The organism is Nocardia sp. BMG51109 (assembly GCF_000526215.1).
In the GTDB taxonomy this organism is placed as follows: Bacteria; Actinomycetota; Actinomycetes; order Mycobacteriales; family Mycobacteriaceae; genus Nocardia.
Genome location: NZ_JAFQ01000004.1, coordinates 5,526,903 through 5,545,381 on the forward strand (window position 1 = coordinate 5,526,903; position 18,479 = coordinate 5,545,381).

Annotated in this window: 18 protein-coding genes; 10 read left to right on the forward strand and 8 right to left on the reverse strand. The window is 67.9% G+C overall.

What is annotated here, in order from left to right:
* Nucleotides 1–130 precede the first annotated feature (130 nt).
* From D892_RS0126465 to D892_RS0126485, 5 genes are all read left to right on the forward strand, one after another.
* Nucleotides 131–502 (forward strand): helix-turn-helix transcriptional regulator, encoded by a 372-nt coding sequence (locus D892_RS0126465; protein ID WP_024804127.1) that lies wholly within the window; start codon nt 131–133, stop codon nt 500–502.
* Complete coding sequence (arsB, locus tag D892_RS0126470; RefSeq protein WP_024804128.1) at nt 499–1,593, forward strand: ACR3 family arsenite efflux transporter; 1,095 nt, start codon at nt 499–501, stop codon at nt 1,591–1,593. The genes D892_RS0126465 and arsB overlap by 4 nt, the downstream gene beginning before the upstream one ends.
* Nucleotides 1,590–1,715, forward strand: coding sequence for a hypothetical protein (locus D892_RS49240; protein WP_255360251.1), 126 nt, complete (start codon nt 1,590–1,592; stop codon nt 1,713–1,715). The genes arsB and D892_RS49240 overlap by 4 nt, the downstream gene beginning before the upstream one ends.
* Entirely contained in the window at nt 1,712–2,140 is a 429-nt protein-coding gene (locus D892_RS0126480; RefSeq protein ID WP_024804129.1) for an arsenate reductase ArsC, read from the forward strand. Before D892_RS49240 ends, D892_RS0126480 begins: the two co-directional genes overlap by 4 nt.
* 192 nt (nt 2,141–2,332) lie before the next feature.
* The gene (locus D892_RS0126485; protein WP_051499903.1) at nt 2,333–3,610 is read left to right on the forward strand and encodes an APC family permease; all 1,278 of its coding nucleotides are present in this window, start codon (nt 2,333–2,335) and stop codon (nt 3,608–3,610) included.
* A gap of 10 nt (nt 3,611–3,620) precedes the next feature.
* Here the strand turns inward: D892_RS0126485 and D892_RS0126490 are convergent, their stop codons facing one another.
* Nucleotides 3,621–3,965, reverse strand: a complete 345-nt coding sequence (locus D892_RS0126490) for a PadR family transcriptional regulator (protein WP_024804131.1) — start codon at nt 3,963–3,965, stop codon at nt 3,621–3,623.
* A gap of 563 nt (nt 3,966–4,528) precedes the next feature.
* On the opposite strand from D892_RS0126490, the gene D892_RS0126495 reads away from it, so the two are divergent.
* Entirely contained in the window at nt 4,529–5,515 is a 987-nt protein-coding gene (locus D892_RS0126495; RefSeq protein WP_024804132.1) for a TrkA family potassium uptake protein, read from the forward strand.
* Between the two features lie 126 nt (nt 5,516–5,641).
* Here D892_RS0126495 and D892_RS0126500 read toward each other — a convergent pair whose 3' ends face one another.
* Complete coding sequence (locus D892_RS0126500; protein ID WP_024804133.1) at nt 5,642–7,090, reverse strand: SulP family inorganic anion transporter; 1,449 nt, start codon at nt 7,088–7,090, stop codon at nt 5,642–5,644.
* 593 nt (nt 7,091–7,683) lie between these two features.
* Complete coding sequence (locus D892_RS42175) at nt 7,684–8,319, reverse strand: TetR/AcrR family transcriptional regulator (protein WP_024804134.1); 636 nt, start codon at nt 8,317–8,319, stop codon at nt 7,684–7,686.
* Nucleotides 8,320–8,428: 109 nt separating this feature from the next.
* Between D892_RS42175 and D892_RS0126515 the strand changes: the two genes are divergently transcribed.
* A complete protein-coding gene (locus D892_RS0126515; protein WP_024804135.1) occupies nt 8,429–9,970 on the forward strand; it encodes an FAD-dependent monooxygenase in 1,542 nt (513 codons plus the stop codon).
* Between the two features lie 140 nt (nt 9,971–10,110).
* Nucleotides 10,111–10,887, forward strand: a complete 777-nt coding sequence (locus tag D892_RS0126520) for an NADPH-dependent F420 reductase (RefSeq protein WP_156959690.1) — start codon at nt 10,111–10,113, stop codon at nt 10,885–10,887.
* 130 nt (nt 10,888–11,017) lie between these two features.
* Here the strand turns inward: D892_RS0126520 and D892_RS0126525 are convergent, their stop codons facing one another.
* From D892_RS0126525 to D892_RS0126540, 4 genes are read right to left on the reverse strand one after another with little or no spacing between them, the layout of a single operon-like run.
* Complete coding sequence (locus D892_RS0126525) at nt 11,018–11,929, reverse strand: LLM class F420-dependent oxidoreductase (RefSeq protein ID WP_024804137.1); 912 nt, start codon at nt 11,927–11,929, stop codon at nt 11,018–11,020.
* Nucleotides 11,930–11,975: 46 nt separating this feature from the next.
* Nucleotides 11,976–12,737 (reverse strand): 3-hydroxyacyl-CoA dehydrogenase, encoded by a 762-nt coding sequence (locus D892_RS0126530; protein WP_024804138.1) that lies wholly within the window; start codon nt 12,735–12,737, stop codon nt 11,976–11,978.
* A 12-nt stretch (nt 12,738–12,749) separates the two neighbouring features.
* Nucleotides 12,750–13,940 (reverse strand): thiolase family protein, encoded by a 1,191-nt coding sequence (locus tag D892_RS0126535; RefSeq protein WP_024804139.1) that lies wholly within the window; start codon nt 13,938–13,940, stop codon nt 12,750–12,752.
* A 26-nt stretch (nt 13,941–13,966) separates the two neighbouring features.
* On the reverse strand, nt 13,967–15,592 hold the full coding sequence (locus D892_RS0126540; RefSeq protein ID WP_156959691.1) for an AMP-binding protein: 1,626 nt from the start codon (nt 15,590–15,592) through the stop codon (nt 13,967–13,969).
* Between the two features lie 445 nt (nt 15,593–16,037).
* Between D892_RS0126540 and D892_RS0126545 the strand changes: the two genes are divergently transcribed.
* Together D892_RS0126545 and D892_RS42180 are read left to right on the forward strand one after the other, a co-directional pair.
* The gene (locus D892_RS0126545; protein ID WP_024804141.1) at nt 16,038–16,880 is read left to right on the forward strand and encodes a mycofactocin-coupled SDR family oxidoreductase; all 843 of its coding nucleotides are present in this window, start codon (nt 16,038–16,040) and stop codon (nt 16,878–16,880) included.
* A 40-nt stretch (nt 16,881–16,920) separates the two neighbouring features.
* Entirely contained in the window at nt 16,921–17,460 is a 540-nt protein-coding gene (locus tag D892_RS42180) for a nuclear transport factor 2 family protein (RefSeq protein ID WP_198036996.1), read from the forward strand.
* Between the two features lie 76 nt (nt 17,461–17,536).
* On the opposite strand, the gene D892_RS0126555 is transcribed toward D892_RS42180, so the two are convergent.
* Nucleotides 17,537–18,442 carry an alcohol dehydrogenase catalytic domain-containing protein gene (locus tag D892_RS0126555; protein WP_198036997.1) on the reverse strand — a complete coding sequence of 302 codons (906 nt, stop codon included), beginning with the start codon at nt 18,440–18,442 and terminating at the stop codon, nt 17,537–17,539.
* Nucleotides 18,443–18,479 lie beyond the last annotated feature (37 nt).

Here is an 18,479-nt window from a genome sequence, read left to right on the forward strand (position 1 = left end):
GCGACGAGGCGTAGGCAGCGCCTACGAAAACTTCGGCCCGGGTGCCCTTTCCGTGCGGGGTGGACTGGGTATGCGCCGGTTCACCGAATGTTCGTTTGCCATCGGATTCGATATCGATCAATATCGAGGCATGTCTAAACCGAGGTTGCCCCTCACTGTGACCGGAGTTTGCGACCCGGGGCCACTGGTCCGTCAGCCGTTGACCGCGGCGGATGCGGAGGATCTGGCGGGGGTGTTCAAAGCGTTGTCGGATCCGGTGCGGTTGCGGTTGCTGTCGGCTATCGCGGCTCGTGCGGGGCAGGAGGCGTGCGTGTGCGACGTGTCCGACGGTCTCGAGGTATCCCAGCCGACGATCTCCCATCATCTGAAGGTGCTGCGTGAGGCCGGTGTGCTGACCAGTGAGCGGCGGGCGTCGTGGGTGTACTACCGGGTGGTTCCCGCCGCGCTGCGACGGTTGTCGGACGTGTTGGCGGCCGAGGCCGGGCTGGGGGTGACCGCGTGACCACGACTGCTGAGCATCCTGCGGTGGTCGGGAAGCTGTCGACGCTGGACCGGTTCCTGCCGGTGTGGATCGGCGCGGCGATGGCCGCGGGCCTGCTGCTCGGGCGTCTGGTCCCTGGCTTGGGTGATGCGCTGAGTGCTGTTGAGGTGGAGGGGATTTCGCTGCCGATCGCGGTCGGGTTGCTGGTGATGATGTATCCGGTGCTGGCGAAAGTGCGCTACGACCGCCTCGATTCGGTGACCGGCGACCGCGGCCTGCTACTGGGCTCGCTGATCCTGAACTGGGTGATCGGCCCGGCGCTGATGTTCGCGCTCGCGTGGTTGTTGCTGCCGGACCTGCCCGAGTACCGCACCGGGCTGATCATCGTCGGTCTCGCGAGATGTATTGCGATGGTGATCATCTGGAACGACCTCGCCTGCGGGGACCGCGAGGCCGCCGCCGTGCTGGTGGCGCTGAACTCGGTGTTCCAGGTGATCATGTTCGCCGTGCTGGGCTGGTTTTACCTGTCCGTGCTGCCCGGCTGGCTCGGCCTGGAACAGACCACGATCGATACCTCCCCGTGGCAGATCGCGAAATCGGTGCTGATCTTCCTCGGTATCCCGCTGCTGGCCGGGTTCCTCACCCGCCGCCTCGGCGAGCGCGCGAAGGGCCGCACCTGGTACGAGTCCACACTGCTGCCCCGGCTGGGGCCGTGGGCGTTGTACGGGTTGCTGTTCACGATCGTGATCCTGTTCGCGTTGCAGGGCGAGCAGATCACTTCCCGACCGCTCGACGTGATACGCATCGCGTTCCCGCTGCTGATCTACTTCGCGCTCATGTGGGGCGGCGGCTACCTGCTCGGCGTTGTGATGCGGCTCGGGTATGCACGGACAACGACGATGGCGTTCACGGCGGCGGGCAACAACTTCGAACTCGCGATCGCGGTCGCGATCGCCACCTACGGCGCCGCGTCCGGCCAGGCCCTGGCGGGGGTGGTGGGCCCGCTGATCGAGGTGCCGGTCCTGGTCGGCCTGGTCTACGTGTCCCTCGCGCTGCGAAAACGCTTCCCCGCCACCACATCCGCGACCGAACCCTCCGGAGCCCCGTCATGACCGGCAACCCGCTCGCGCACGCCGATCTCGTGCGCGGGATCCGTGACCACATCGAGGGCCGCGTGCGGATCCTGCTCACCGAACTCGACCTCCCCGATCCGGAAGGGCCTGCCGCGCAATGACTCCCACACCCGGTGACTCGGTGAAGCCGAGTGTGTTGTTCGTGTGCGTCCACAACGCGGGCCGCTCCCAGATGGCCTACGGGTTCCTCACGCATCTGGCTGGGGATCGGGTCGAGGTGCGCTCGGCGGGGTCGGCGCCGGCGGAGTCGATCAATCCGGCCGCGGTCGAGGCCATGCGCGAGGTCGGGATCGACCTCACCGCCCAGGCCCCGAAGATCCTCGCTCCCGACGCGGTGCAGGCATCGGATGTGGTGATCACGATGGGTTGCGGGGATGCCTGCCCGTATTTTCCGGGTGTGGAGTATCGCGATTGGGTTCTCGACGACCCGGCCGGTCTCGGGGTGGAGGCGGTGCGGCCGATCCGTGATCAGATCCGCAAGCTCGTCGAGGATCTGGTTGCCGAGTTGCTCCCGGCTCGCGGCTGACCGGCCCGGCTCGTCGTCGGACGGGGAGGCCGCCGTGCACGCGCCGGTGCGATCACCCGAGCCGAAATCGTTCGAGCTTGGTGGTCGGCCGAGGTAGAGGATATCGTCATCCGATATCGGAAGGCGATAGGAGAAGTGCCGGTGCCCGACTCCGCCCGAACCAGCACCCCGCCCGCAGGAGAGGCGGGGCGGTTGGCCCGCCGTCTCGGTGTCGGCGACGCGGTCGTGATCGGGCTGGGGGCGATGATCGGTGCCGGGATCTTCGCCGCCCTCGCTCCCGCTGCCCGCGCGGCCGGGTCGGGATTGTTGATCGGGCTGGCGGTCGCGGCGGTGGTCGCTTATTGCAATGCGACGTCGTCGGCGCGGCTGGCCGCACGCTACCCGGCGTCCGGCGGCACCTATGTGTATGGGCGGGAACGGCTCGGCGAATTCTGGGGCTACCTGGCGGGGTGGGCGTTCGTGGTCGGCAAGACCGCCTCGTGTGCGGCGATGGCACTCACCGTCGGCCTGTATGCCTGGCCGCAGTATGCGCACGCGGTCGCTGCCGCGACGGTGGTCGCGCTGACCGTGGTGAACTACGCCGGGGTGCAGAAATCGGCGTGGCTGACCCGGCTGATCGTCGCGGTCGTGCTGGCCGTGCTGGCCGCCGTGACCGTGGTCGCGTTCGGGTCGGGCACCGCCGACACCGGCTTCCTCGACCTGGGCTCCGATGTCACGGTGGCGGGGGTGCTGCAGGCGGCGGGGCTGCTGTTCTTCGCCTTCGCCGGGTATGCGCGTATCGCCACCCTCGGTGAGGAGGTCCGCGACCCGGCCCGCACCATCCCGCGCGCCATCCCGATCGCCCTGGTCGTCACGCTCGGCGTGTACGCGGTCGTCGCGGTCGCCGCCCTGCTGGTACTCGGACCGCAGCGCCTCGCTGCCGCGACCGCTCCGCTGTCGGAGGTGGTCGCAGCGGCGGGCGTGGGCCGGCTGGAACCGGTGGTGCGGGCCGGCGCCGCGGTGGCCGCTCTCGGTTCGCTGCTCGCGTTGATCCTCGGCGTGTCCCGCACGACCCTGGCCATGGCCCGCGACCGGCACCTACCGCGGCCGCTGGCGGCCGTGCATCCCCGCTACCGGGTGCCGCATCGCGCCGAGATCGCCGTCGGCGCCGTGGTCGCTGTGGTCGCGGCGACTGCCGATCTGCGGGCGGCGATCGGCTTCTCCTCGTTCGGTGTGCTGCTGTATTACGCCGTCGCCAACGCGGCGGCCTGGACACTCACCCGCGCGGAGAACCGGCCCCCACGGGTGATTCCGGTCCTCGGCCTGCTCGGCTGCCTCACCCTCGCGCTCACCCTGCCGCTGTCGGCCGCGCTCACCGGCGCGGCGGTCGTCGCCGCCGGAGCAGGCGTCTACGGCCTGCGCCGCCTGCTCACCGACAACCCCGCCAACGACACAGCGGAACGGCAATCACCGATGCGGAACACCGAATGAGGGGGCCTGCTCATACCCCACGCCCCGGTCCTGGACGGCCCGGCCGACCGTCGGCGGCGTCCTTGCCGAGGATCTCGCGCGCCAGCTCCCGCAACGCGCGCCTGTCCTCGGCCAGCGCCGCCCGCCCCGCCGCCGTCGCCCGGTACACCCGCCGCGCCCGGCCATCGACCACCACCTGCCGCGACATCAGCAACCCCTCGGCCTCCAGCCGATGCAACGTCGGATACAGGGTGCCCGGACTGATCTCGTAGCCGTGGCCGGCCAGCTCCTTGGTCAACCAGGCGCCGTGCACCTCGTCCTCGTCCGCGTGATGCAGGATGTGCAGCCGCACCGCACCCCGCTGAAACTCCCGCACCGCAACCACCACCCTCACGATCACCAAACCGATATCGGACTCCGATATTAACGCAGGACCAACCAACCCGACCCCCGCCTGCCGCACCACCAACCCGATCGCGCCGGCCACGCTGCGCTCTTCCGTGCCTCGTTTCCCTGTGGCGGAAGAGTATTCGCTCGAGATGGGTTCGGTGTGGGGGGCGGACCGGCCGTGGTCGTCAGTTGGGGGGTGTCCATCAACTGTCGAATCTTATTCTCCCACTACTTGTTTCGAGTCGACTCTAGGATCTCTATGGCTCCCGGCTACCGGGACTCAGCCCGGAGGGCGGGTGCGGGTCGGGGTCGTAGCGTTCTCGCCAGCGTTCGATGAGTGCGGGCATTTTCCTGTGCCATGTAGTTGTAGAAGTCGCGCATCTCGTGGAGCCGGGCGGCGGTCGGGGTGGTCTCGGCGACGACGTCGAGACCATCCTGAGCGGCGTACCGGTGTGGGCGAGTTGTGCAGCAGTCGTGCCGAACGCCACGAACCGGCTGTGCTCGCCCGCCCGGAGAGCGGGCCGGGGGCGCCGGTGTCACAATCGTCGCGTGAGCCCGCTGCGACGCCTTGCCCGGGTGATGGTGGCGTTCTTGCTGGTGACCCTGGTGGGGACTGTCGGTTACGTGATCCTGGGTTTCGGTGTCCTCGACGCGCTCTACCAGACGGTGACGACGATATCGACCGTCGGCTTCCGGGAGGTCCACCCGCTCTCCCCGCTCGGGCAGGTCTTCACGATGGCGCTGATCCTGGTCGGTGCGGGCACCGTCTTCTACATGTTCGGGGTCCTGCTGGAGGCCCTCATCGACGGACACCTACGGCACCGCTTGGAGCGACGACGAATGAATCGGCAGATAGCTCGCATGCGCGGGCACGTCATCGTGTGCGGCTGGGGCCGGGTCGGCCGCTCCACCGCGCAGTACCTCAGCAGCCTCGGCAGAGCGATCGTGGTCATCGATCGTGACCCGGACCGGCTCGACGACATCGAGTTCGCCTACGTCCTCGGCGACGTCACCGACGACAGCGTCCTCGGCGCGGCCGGTATCGAGCACGCCCACGCCATGATCGCCGCACTCGACAGCGATGCCGACAACGTCTACGTCACGCTGTCGGCGCGCTCGCAACGTCCGGACCTGGTGATCGTCGCGCGAGCAGGAAGCGACAACGCCAAGGCCATGCTGCACCGAGCGGGAGCGAACCGTGCGATCAACCCGCAACTGATCGGCGGCCGCCGCATGGCGGCATTCGCCCTGCAACCGAACGTCGCCGAGTTCCTCGACGTCGTCATGCACGACGACGCCCTCGAGTACCGGATCGAGGAGATCACGATCGGCTCGCAGTCTCCGCTGGACGGCCGCTCCCTTGCCGACGCCGCTGTGCGCCCCAGCACCGGAGCACTCGTCCTCGCTCTCCGTACGCCCGGCGGGCGGTTCGTCGCCAACCCCGCCGACGACACCGCGATCATTCCCGGCACCGTCCTGATCATCCTGGGCACCCCCACCCAACTCGCCGCGGTACGCGGACTCACCGCACACTAGGCTCGAACCGCCGCTGACCGTTTGGAAGGCACCGGATACACGGGTGTCGCGCACCATCCGATCCGTTGCGTCCACGATTGCCTCGGCGACCGGGAACGGTACCGGTCGCCCACCGGAACTCGCGGATCAGCTGGTTTTGAGCTTGTCCTGCTGTGCGGTGGTGGCGAGCGCGACGAGCTTGTCCTCCACATGAGCGGGCATCTCGGTGATACTCACCTCGGTCCCGGACCGGTCGGAGTGATCGAGGAAGGTGAGCAGTGCTTTCGCGCCCGACATGTCCAGGTAGCTGACGCTCTCCAGGTTCAAGGACAGGTTCCGGCCATCGGTGGGCAGTGCGGTGAACACGGTGTCGGCGGACAGGAACGACAGCGGACCGTGGATGCGGTAGGCCGCATCGCCGTCGGCGATCACCGACGCCTTCCGTTGCCGCGACCAGACACCGTGGACGATCAGCGACAGCACCACACCGGCCGCGACCGCGACCGTGAGGTCGACGACGACGGTGACGATCATCGTCACGAACAGCACCAGCACGTCGCCTTTCGGCGACACGTGTGCCTTTCTCATCGTGTCCCAGTCGAACATGCCGACGGCGGTCAGGATCAGGATTCCCGACAGTACGGCGAGCGGAATGTATTGCACGACACCGCCGAGACCGGCGACCAGCGCCAGCAGGATGACGCTGTGGGTGGCGGCCGACAACCGGCCGCGGCCGCCGTTGCGGATGTTGACCACCGACCGGACCGTGGCCCCGGCACTGGCCATGCCACCGAACAGCCCGGTGGCGATATTGCCCAGCCCCTGCCCGATCAGCTCGCGGTTGCTGCGGTGCCGGCCGCCGGTGATGTTGTCCATCACGACCGAGGTCAGCAGCGAATCGATCGATCCCAGCAGCGCGATGCTGAGCGCCGGCAGGATCAGCGAAACGATCAGTGACCCACCCAGTTCCGGAACGTGGACGGCCGGGACGGCTTCGGGGATGCGGCCGATGTAGTCGATCGCGGTGTTGATCGGGAGCGGCCCGATCCGCACGTCCTCCAGCCACCGGCCGGCCGGCAGCAGCACGGCGGTGATGAGCACGAGCGCGATCAGGCTGGCGGGAATCGACTTGATCACCCGCCCCGCTGCCAGCATCACGACGATCGTGGCGGCCACGATCAGGAAACTCTTGCCGGCCTGGTCCAGCTCGCCCAGGATGATGATCAGCGCGATGCCGCCCATGAACCCCGACACCACCGGGTGCGGGATGAACCGGATGAACGACCCCAGCCTGGTCAGGCCGAACAGGATCTGGAACATGCCTGCCATGACGAAGGCGACGAACGCCGACTCGAGGCCGTGTGCGGCGATGACACCGGTGGCGACGACGGTGATCGGTCCCGTCGGGCCGGTTACCTGCCCTGGTGTGCCGCCGAACACCGCGGCGAAGAAACCGGCGAAAATCGCGCCGTAGAGACCGACCAGCGCCCCCTCCGGCGTGCCGGTCGCCGAAATACCGAACGCGATCGCCAGCGGCAACGCCACGACGGCCACCGTCAGGCCGGACAACAATTCCCGAGCAACCCGCTGTAGCACCGGCCACGCACCTCGTTCCGCGACAAACCCGAACCCGCCTCGCGCGGCCCGAGCTGCCGACCAGACTTCCCGGCGCTCCTGACGGTAAAGATGCCGTAAAGACCGTCCCTGCGCAAGACCAGCCCGAATCGCCACCCGAAGACCGAGGACCCGGCATCCGGCCGAGCCCGAGCAGACACAAGCAGGCGCCGGCATCGGGCACGCGCCATCCCCGGATCGGGAGTGTCCATCTAACCAGCGGTGTAACAAGGGTTTTCAGTGTTCTACTTCCGGCCGGCGGACAGGCGGCCTTCGAAGGTGATGTCGAAAGCGTTCAGGCTGCCTTCCACCGGGTGTCCCAACGTTGCTGTCCTGCGGGCTTCCGGTGCCGGGGACGAACTTCAACGCGGCCATGCCATCGTCGTGGGCGGAGGTGCTGGCTGCGGGTGCGAAAAGGGATGGGGCACTTGACAACCGAGGACCAGCTGGACCAGGTGGCGGACCTGGTCGCAGAGGCCGCGGTCGCAGCGTAAGACCCTGCCGGAAATCCCGATTCGCGCAGGCGCACCGGTCATCGGCGATGATCACCCGCGGCGGGTGCGCCGGTGTCCGGTCTATCCGGTCGACGTACCCGCCTGGGCACGGCAGGCGGCGAGCGTGGCGAGGATGACGTCGACGAGGCGTCGCCGGGGATAGGGGTCGGTGAGATCACCTGCGGCGGTGAGGTTTTGCGGCCGCGCGTGGGTGAGGGCGACCAAGCAGTCCAGGGCGAGGTCGGTATCGAGGTCGACAGGGAGTTCGCCGCGTTCGACCGCCTTGTACAGCATGGCTTTCCCGCACGCGCGGCGCGGTTCACGCAGCGCGCTGGAAAATGCCTGCGCCAGCCGGGGATTGCGGATGGCTTCGGCGCCGAGATCGGCGACGATGCGGGTCGTGCGCAGATCTTCGCGGGCCTCGGTGGCGTGGGCGACGTAGCTGTCGACGTCGCCGCGCAGGGTTCCGGTGTCGGGTATCGGCACGGCGTTCCAGGTCAGCTCCGACACGATCTGCTCGACCAGGGCCTGCTTGGATTCCCAGCGGCGGTAGATGGCCGCCTTGCCGACCCCTGCACGTCGCGCCACGGCGTCCATCGACATTCGCGCATAGCCCGACTCGGCGATCTCGTCCAGGGCAGCCGCGGTGATCGCCTCGGTGACGTGCTCTCGCAGCAGGGCCGCGCCGGCCACGGGACGTCGCGTCGAATCGGTCATGCGACGAGTCTAGACCGGAACGAAACTGTTGCGTTCCGACGCATCCGAGAATACGCTCCCCTGAGTTCGGAACGGAACCGTTCCGACGCATGTAGATCGTGAGGTAGCTATGGACGTTGCGGAAACCCGGGTACTGGTCGTCGGCGCCGGCCCGGCGGGACTGGCCCTGGCCTGTGCGCTATGCCTGCACGGCATAGAGGTGCGGGTGGTCGATGCCGCGCCGGGCCCGGCATCGACGTCGCGGGCGAATATCCTGCATGCGCGCGGCGTCGAGGTCCTCGAGCGCCTCGGCAGCCTCGGGGATCTGCCGGAGCGTTCGCTCACCGCGCTCACCATCACCCAGTACCTCGACGGCCGGCCCGCGATCACGGTCCGGTTCGGCGACGCCGGCCTGGGCACGGCTCGCCCGGCGCTCTACGCCTCACAGGCCGACGTGGAGGCCCAGCTGCGCCGTCGATTGCAGGAACTGGGCGTCACGATCGAATGGAACACCGCCGTGACCGACCTCGTCCGCACCGAGCACGGCGTCACCGCTACCTTCGGCGACGGCCGCACCATGCGATGCCGATGGCTGGCCGGATGCGACGGCGCGCACAGCACCGTGCGGAAGCTGACCGGTATCGGATTCCCCGGCGTCCGCCTCACCGAACGATTCCTGCTGGCCGACGTGTACGCGGACTGGCCTGTCGACCGCGCCGGCGGACACGGCTGGCCGCACCGGGACGGGCCGCTGTTCGCCGTGCCGATGCGCGAGGTCGGCCGCCCGGACAACCTGTGGCGGCTGATGGCCTACGACCCGGCCGGAGACGACGACGCGCAGACCACACAGCAGATCCTGGACCGCTTCCGCCGGCTGGTACCCGAACGCACCGGCCGCACCGACATCCGAATCACCGGCGCCGCATGGACATCGGTGTTCCGCATCCACCGCCGCCTTGCCGACAGCTACCGCGACGGCCGGGTCTTCCTCGTCGGCGACGCAGCCCATGTGCACAGCCCGCTCGGCGGGCAAGGGATCGTCACGGGAATCGGTGACGCGGAAAACCTCGCCTGGAAACTCGCCCTCGTCGCGCACGGACGAGCCGCGGACGCGCTGCTGGACACCTATGAAGCCGAACGCCGCCCGGTGGCAACCGATGTGCTGCGGCGAACCACCACCGCGACACGACTCCAGGTCGGCGACAGCGCACTCATGCGCTTCCTGCGCCGGCGGCTGCTGATCCCGGTCGCCGCCCTCCCGTCGACGCAGCGCCGCGCCAGCCGGATCGCGTCGCAACTGTGGGTAACCTATCGCCGCGGCCCGCTGAGCCGAGGCGTCCGCTCCCGGACGGGGCGCGGCCCACGGCCCGGGGACCGTGTCCCGGACCTGCCCTGCACCCGCTCCGACGGCAGCCGCACCACCCTGCACACCGAACTGGGCCGGGCGTGGGCGCTGTTGCTCCCGTCCCACGATCTCACCGACCTCCTCGCCGGGATAAGGAAATACCTCGGCGACACCGTCACGCCCCTCATCCCCGACACACCCCACCGGCGAGACGTCTGGCTGGTCCGCCCCGACGCACACCTGGCCTGGCGCGGCACCCTTCGCGCGAGCCCCCGCCTGGACCGATGGCTCGACGACGCGTTGCGGCACGGAACAGCCAGACCGTAACCCGGACATCCGGCAGCCGGAACCAGCGGCTCCGAGGGGCCACTGGTTGAGCCCGTACTGCGCGCGGGCTCCGGAACAAAACGGAGGCTAGGTCCGTTTCTAATCAAGAATTCGGAGGCATCCTCCGTATTGTCAACGAAATGAGATGGACCAGGGAAAGGCGCACTATGAAAATCTCCGTTATCGGTGCCGGAGTGATCGGTAGCAACATCGCGCGCCGGCTCGGCGAGGCCGGACATGAGGTACTGGTCGCGGACGCCCGCGGGCCGGAGGCCGTCGCGGCCGACGTCCTGGCGGCAGGCGCTCGCGCGGTGGATCCGGACGACGCGACGCACGACAGGGAGGTCATCATCCTGTCGATTCCGTTCTCGAAGCAACCCGAACTCGCCGGCCTGCTCGCCACGGTCCCCGGTGAGACGGTGATCGTCGACACGTCCAACTACTATCCCGGCCTGACCGGCCACATCCGGGCGGTGGATGACGGGCAGGTCGAAAGCTTATGGAGCGCAGCACAACTCGGCCGCCCGATCGTGAAGGCGTGGAATGCCGCGCTCGCGGGCACGCAGCAGACCAAGGGCCTTCCCGCCGGATCACCGGGCCGGATCGCCATTCCCGTCGCCGCCGATTCGGACCGGGCGCGCCGTACCGTCATGCGGCTCGTCGACGACACCGGCTTCGATCCCGTCGATGCCGGCGTGCTGGCCGAATCGTGGCGGCAGCAGCCGGGAACGCCCGCCTACTGCACCGAACTGAACGCCGAGGAGCTGGAACGAGCCCTGGCCGAGGCCGACAAGGACGAAGCGCCCCGTACTCGCGACCGGCTCATGGAGCACTTCGCGAGCCTCACGCAGGCACCTGCACTGGACGAAGTCGTCGCGACCAACCGCGCCGCGCACCACCGGACCAGCTCCCGCTGACCGGCTCGAGGCCCGGATAAGGACGGCGACCGCGCGCCCACCGTGGGCACGGTCGCCGTTCCTGCGTGGCGCGTCGCGCCTGTTCTCGTCCCGTCCGAGCAACCTTTGTTCACGCTCGAACGGCTCGTGCTTATCCGCCCGCTGGGCCGGAAACTCGAGCCAGCGCCGGTGCGAGTTCGCGCAGCGCGGGTAGTGGGTCGGCGGCGGGGTCGTCGCCGAGGATCTGGATGACCACCTGGTCCGCGCCCGCGTCGAGGTGCTCGTTCACTCGCGCAACGACACTGTCCACGGTGCCGATGGCTACCAAGGCCTCGGCGAGTTTGTCCGAGCCACCGACGATCAGGTCGGACTCGTCGAACCCGTGGCGTCGCCACGAATTCCGGTAGTTCGGCAGCTGCGAGTAGACGTGCAGATGCTGGTGCGCGCGACGCAGACCGGTCTCCCGGTCGGAGGTGAGCGCGACGGCCTGCTCGGTCACCAGCCACTTGCCGGGGCCCAGTAGTTCGCGAGCGCCCGCGGTGTGTTCCGGGGTCACCAGGTAGGGGTGCGCACCGTCCGCGGCGGTGCCGGACAGCTCGATCATCTTGGGGCCCAGCGCCGCCAGCAGCCGCGCGGGACGCTGTGCGCCCGGCTCGACCTCGGCGGGGACCGCTTCCATCGCTCCCAAGTACTCCCGCATCGTGGCCAGCGGTTTACTGTACGAGCCGGCGTAGCTGTGCTCCACCAACGGCGCGTGGCTGACACCCAGTCCGAGAACGAAACGGCCCGGGTACAGTGCCCCGAGCGTGCGAGCCCCGGATTCGGCGGCACGAGGGCCACGCGCGTGAATGTTGGCGATCCCGGTGCCGATCACCAGCCGCTCGGTGCCGCCGAGCAACGCGGCGGCCTGGGTGAACGCCTCCTTGAAACCCGCTTCACCGTAGAACAGCGAAGCGTAGCCGAGTCGCTCGATCTCGCGGGCTCGGGCGATCACGTCGGTGATCGGCACCATATCGCTGGTCCACCAGACGCCGACACGACTGCCGAAATTGATCTCGGTCATCGCAGACTCCTCCTTCTCCGATCTCGAACGTACGCTGTGGGCCCGGTCATCGAGGTGCCATCCGGATCGCCCCGTCGAGCCGGATGACCTCGCCGTTGAGCATCGGGTTCTCGACGATATGTCGTACCAGCGCACCGAATTCGGCCGGGTCTCCGAGCCTGGACGGATGTGGTACCTGTGCGCCGAGGGACTGTCTGACGTCCTCCGGGAGCGTTTTCAGCAGCGGCGTGTCGAAGGTGCCGGGAGCGATCGTCGCTACGCGGATCCGGTGCCTGGCGAGTTCGCGTGCGATGGGCAGCGCCATGGACACGATTCCGCCTTTGGCGGCGGCGTAGGCGGGCTGGCCGATCTGCCCGTCGAAGGCCGCGACCGAGGAGGTGTTGACGATGACGCCGCGTTCGCCGTCGACGCTCTCCGTCGCCGCGATTCTCTCCGCGGCGAGCCTGATGACGTTGAATGTGCCGGTCAAGTTGATCCTGACGATGCGCTCGAAGCCGTCGAGGGGGAGCGGCCCATCCTTGCCCAGGACCTTTCCGGGCGGCCCGATTCCCGCGCAGTTGACGACGATGCGGAGCGGACCACGCTCGGCCAGGATGTCCAGCGCCCGGGTCACGTCGTCGGTGGAAGTGACATCCGCGGGCACGAAAGTCAGTGCCCCGCTGTGTTTTTCTCGAATTTCTGCGCCGGGGGAGGAGGGCAGGTCCAGCACGCCGACATGGGCGCCGGCCTCGAGCAAGACCTCGGTGGTGGCGAGTCCGAGGCCGGACGCACCGCCGGTCACGAGTGCAATCGTGTTGTCCAGCTTCATGATTACGTTCTTTCAGAGTCGTTCGATGAGGGTGGCGTTGGCCATGCCGCCGCCCTCGCACATGGTCTGTAGCCCGTACCGTCCGCCGGTCGCTTCGAGGTAGGCGAGCATCGATCCGAGGAGCCGGCCGCCGGAGGCGCCGAGCGGATGGCCGAGGGCAATTGCGCCGCCGGCGGGATTGAGGCGTTCCGGGTCGGTGTCGAAGTGGCTCTGCCACATCAGCGGAACGGGTGCGAACGCCTCGTTCACCTCGTAGGTGTCGATGTCGGACAGTCGCAATCCGCTGCGGTCGAGGATCTTCTCGGTGGCCGGAATCGGGCCGGTCAGCATCAGCAGGGGATCGCTGCCGACGACCGCGAAGCTGTGGAACCGGGCCCGCGGTGTGAGACCCAGTGCGGCTGCTTGCTTTTCGCTCATGATGAGTGCGGCCGAGGCGCCGTCTGTCAGCGGCGAGGAGTTACCGGCGGTAATCGACCAGTTGATCTCGGGGAAGCGGGCCGTCATCTCGGCGCTCTCGAACACCGGCCGCAACGTCGACAGCGACTCGGGAGTGGTTGCGGGACGTACTGTCTCGTCGAGGTCGATGACGGCCGGTGCGCCCGCGGCGTCGGTGGTGGGCACGCCGACGATCTGTGCGGCCTGCTGAGCCGCGGCGACCTCGGCGGCCAGGCGATGTGAGCGGGCCGCGTATTCGTCGAGCTGTTCTCGGTCGAATTTCCCCCGGGCGGCGACGAGTTCGGCGCCGATGCCCTGTGTCACGAGTCCGTCCGGGTACCGGGCGGCGAGCGGACCGGCCGCGGGGTCCTCGTCGCCGGCGTTGGAGAACATCGGTGCGCGGCTCATCGATTCGACACCACACGCGATCACGATGTCGTACGCGCCTGCGGCGACACCCTGCGCTGCGAAAGCGGCTGCCTGCTGGCTGGATCCGCACTGGCGATCGATCGTCGTGGCCGGTACGGATACGGGGAATCCCGCGGCCAGGACGGCGGTTCGTCCGATGTTCAAAGCTTGTTCGCCGGATTGCGTGACGCAGCCGGTGATGACGTCGTCAACCAGTGCCGGATCGAGGTCGTGTTTCTCGACGAGTGTCCGCAGCAGGCCGGCGAGGAGAGTGGCCGGGTGCACGGCCGACAGTGCGCCGCCGGGCTTTCCTTTCGCGGACGGAGTGCGTACGACGTCGACGATGACTGCTGTGCTCACGGGAGCTCCTCCATGATTCAGGTCGTTCAGGACGCACCGCCGTCGGACTTCGGTGCCGCCGGACGGACGCGTTCGGGCCGGGCCCAGGTGCCGGGCCCTCGGCCACGCTCACGGAGTTCGCCCTTGCGGACCCGCTCGGTCGCCGTCTTCGGCAGTCCGTCGACAACCTCGATGAAGCGCGGCCGCATGAACTCGGCCAACCGGCCGGACAGAAACTCGGCCAGAGCCGCTTCGTCGATGCGCTGCGACGGTCTCGGGACGACGAAGGCCATCACCTCCTGCTCGCCCCACTCCGAGTCCACGCCCACCACCGCGCACTCCAGCACGTCGGGATGCTGCAGCACGGCCGCCTCGACCTCGACCGAGGAGATGTTCTCACCGCGGCGGCGCAGCGAATCCTTGAGACGATCTACGAGGTAGTAGTTGCCCTGCCGATCACGACGGAACTGGTCGCCGGTGTGGAACCACAGGTTGCGCCAGGCGGCGACGGTCGCCTCCGGGTTTCGCCAGTATCCGGTCGCGAAGTGCCACGGTTCCCGCGGCCGCAGAATGAGTTCGCCGACCTCGCCGTCCGGGACCTCGTGATCGAACTCGTCGACGATCCTGGCCTCGAACCCGTCGCGCAAGCGACCGCAACTCTGCGGGATGCTGACGTCACAGTCGACCGCGGCGATCGGCGCGCAGACCTCGGTCATCCCCCATTGCGTGGTCACCAGGACGTCGTGCCGTTTCTTGAAGTCCTCCACCTCCGGGATCACCGGAATCATCTGCACCAGCCGCAGCGGCGTCGACTCCGGCTGGACGTCGTGGCGGTTGACGAAATTAGCCATCGCTGCGAGCAGCAGCGTGAGGGTGCACTGGTGCTTCTCGATGTCCGCCCAGAAGGCATCGGTGGAGAACCGCTCGCGAAGCACAGCTCGCCCACGTACCCGGGCCGCAGTGATCAAGTTGGCACGATACGTGATGTGGGACGGCGGAAACGGGAGGTAGACGACGTCCTCATGACTGAGGACGGATGGCGGGAAGACCCCGAAAGACGCCTCCTTCAACTGGGCGAAGGGTACGACGACCCCTTTGGACAAGCCCGTCGTGCCCGAGGTGTAGAGGATGCAGGCGGCCGCGTGCCCCGGTATCGGGCCGCCGGACCACGTGCCCGCGGCGTCCCTCGCCGCACCGAGGACGGCGTCTGCCCGGACGACTACCGTGGAGCCTTCGGAACGGAGATCGCTGTCGCCGCCGATGACGATGACGTGCTCGACATTCGGCGCTCGGACCAGCGCTTCTCGGACTCCGGCGAAGTACCGATGGTCGACGACGGCGACCCGGGCCCGGGTGTCACCGACGATGTGATCGAGGACCGCACCCCGGTACGCGGGGTTCGCCGACGCCTCGATGGCGCCGACGTAGGCTGTGCCGCACCACAATTCGACCGAGGCCACCGACGACGCCACGAACGTCAGGACGGTGTCGCCCGCGGCCACCCCGAGGTCGTTCAAGGCTTGCCGCCACGCCAGAGCGTTCGCGTGGACCTCGCCGTACGTGCGGACGGGCCCGTCGACCTCCTCGAGGCAGACGGCGTCCGGCGACTCCGCGGCGATCTCGGCGATCATGTCGGGGTACGCCTCGGCCGTCTGCGCTCTTTCGGGGCTCACTAGCTCTCCTGATGAATGTTCGTCGTGACCGGGCGCCGCGCCCGTCGTCCCCGTGGCAGGGAGTCTGCATCACCGGCGTGTGGCACTGGTGGAAGGAATGCGACGGCCACAATACTGACCAAACTTGTCCAAATCAAGCGTGTTGCTAGGTATATGGAGGTTCTGGCGAAGCCGTTTATCCGATCATTATAGTAGCGGTGCAGGGCCTGGGTGCAGGTAGGGGCATATCCGAGGTGTCAACGGTCCGACGGAAAGCGCGGCACCCTTCCAAATTTGGACGACTCATGTCAGTATAGTGGCCGTCACATCGCATGGACTGTCGGGCTCGGTGAAATCGACTCACTTCCAGGGCTCGATCGTCCCGAGTGGACGGCTCGGGCCGAGCACTTCTACCAGGTGGGCCCGCAAACGCCGCCCTGGTCCTACAGGAGAACGGAGTTTCGCAATGGCGGGACGCGTCGACGGCAAGGTCGCCTTCATCACTGGTGCGGCGCGCGGTCAGGGACGCAGCCACGCGATCCGGTTGGCGCAGGAGGGCGCCGACATCATCGCGGTGGACATCTGCGAGGACATCCCGGACAGTCCCTATGCGGGAGCCACCGAGTCCGACCTCGCCGAGACGGTGCAACAGGTCGAGGCCCTGGGCCGCCGCATCGTGGCGAGGAAGGCCGACGTCCGCGACTACGCGGGGCTGCAGCAGGTGGTCGACGACGGCGTCGCTCGGCTCGGCAGGCTCGACATCGTCTGCGCCAACGCTGGAATCGCCGGGATCACCAGCCGGCCGCAGTCGGTCTGGGAGTACGACGCCGCAACGTGGCAGACGATGATCGACATCAACCTGACCGGGGTGTGGCACACGGCGAAGGCGGCGGTTCCGCACCTCCTCGCGAACAACGGCGGCTCGGTCATTCTCACCAGTTCGGCGGCGGGGCAGAAGGCGTACGCGAATATCGGGCACTACGTCGCGGCCAAGCACGGCGTGATCGGATTGATGCGTGCGCTCGCGCTGGAATTGTCGCCGCACGGCATCCGTGCCAACGCGGTGAATCCCACACAGGTGGACACGCCCATGATCCAGAACGAGGCTATGCGCCGGCTGTTCCGGCCCGATCTCGAACATCCGACGAAAGAGGATTTCGCGCCGGCCTCGCAAACGGTGAACGCGCTCCCGATCCCCTGGGTGGATTCCGTGGACGTCAGCAACGCCGTGCTCTTTCTGGCCTCCGACGACTCCCGGTACATCACCGGTGTGGCTCTGCCGGTAGACGCGGGTTCCCTCCTCAAATAATCCGAACAGGTCGCCGATGCTCGACGAGAGAACGGAATATATGTCGCTGACAGATGCACAGTTGACCGAACTGTGGGACAAACAGGCGCTCCACGACAACCTGATGATGTATGTGCGGGGTGCGGACCGGCACGACCGCGAGCTGATGAGGTCGACGTACTGGCCGGACTCCTTCGACGACCACGGTGGTTACGTCGGCGACGGCCAGGGGTGGGCCGATGCGGCCATGACCTGGCACGACAAGATCTACAGCTGCAACCATCACGTCTCCAACGTCCTGTCCGAGATCGACGGCAACCGGGCCAGGCGCGAGAGCATGTTCGTGTGCGTGGTCCCGTTCGAAGAGCCCGAGGTGACCATGTTCCAGGCCGGCCGCTACCGCGACCTGTGCGAGAAACGGGACGGCGTGTGGAAGATCCTGCACCGCACCTGCGTCTGGGACTGGATCGACGTCAGGCCGATCAACTCGGACTGGGACATCGTCAACGTGCCTCGCGTGTCGCACTGGGGAGCCTGGTATCCCGAGGATCCGATCTACCTGGACTGGATCGAGAGCCCGCCGACCGAATTCCCCCGGTAGTCAGGCGATACGCCGACCCCGGGTGAGTGGAAATCCGTAGCGGTACAGGGTTTTCCACTCACCCGGGGTTCGTCATTCAGTCCTCGTAGAGGGCGACGAGGCGTCCCACGACCCCACCCTGCCGGAGAAGCTCCAGTCCTTCGGGGATGCGGTCCGGTGTGATCCGGTGGATCGGCGGCTCGAGTTCGCCGCCGCGCATGAGCTCGTACAACTCGGTAAGGTCCTGCCGGGTGCCCGACAGCGAGCCGAGGATCTGTAGCTGTTTGAAGACGATCGCCTGGGTGTCCACAGTGGACTCCGGTCGGCCCAGACCGACCTGCACCAGTGTTCCGGATTTGGCGAGTGTCCGTACTGCCTGGGCGGTAGTGGTCCCGAAGCCGGCGTAGTCCACGATCAGCGTCAAGTTCTTGTCCGCGAACTCGCCGATCGATTCGGCTACGCCCGCCAGTCCGATCTCGGCGGCCAGTTCCCTTGTGGCCGAGTTCGTTTCGGCGGCATATACCTCGGCACCCGTCAGTACGGCGATGCGGGCGCCGAGGTATCCGAGACCTCCGAGGCCGATCACTCCGATCCGCATGCCCTCCTTCGCGCCGCCGAGCGCGACCATGGCGTGATACGCCGTCAGGCCCGCATCGGTCGCCACCGCTCCCAGTTCGAAGGAAAGCTCCTCCGGCAGCCGGACGAGATTTGCCTCGGTGGCGCGCACCTTGGGCCCGTAGCCGCCGTCCCAGGCGCCGTAGCCGATGGCATCGCCGTCGGGCATCGACGGCGACAGCCCCACCCGGTCACCGACCTGCCATCGGTCCATCCCGGGGCCGACCTCGCTGATCACGCCGGCGTTCTCGTGCCCGAGTGTCATCGGCAGCCGCGGGAACGACGCCATCCATTCCGGCTCGTGGAGCGCGCCCATATCGGAGGCGCACAGTCCGGCTGCTCGAATGTCGACGACGACCTCGCCCGGGCCCGCGTGTGGTGTTTCCACCTCTTCCAGTGTCAGGGGCCGGCCGGTTCCGTGAAAT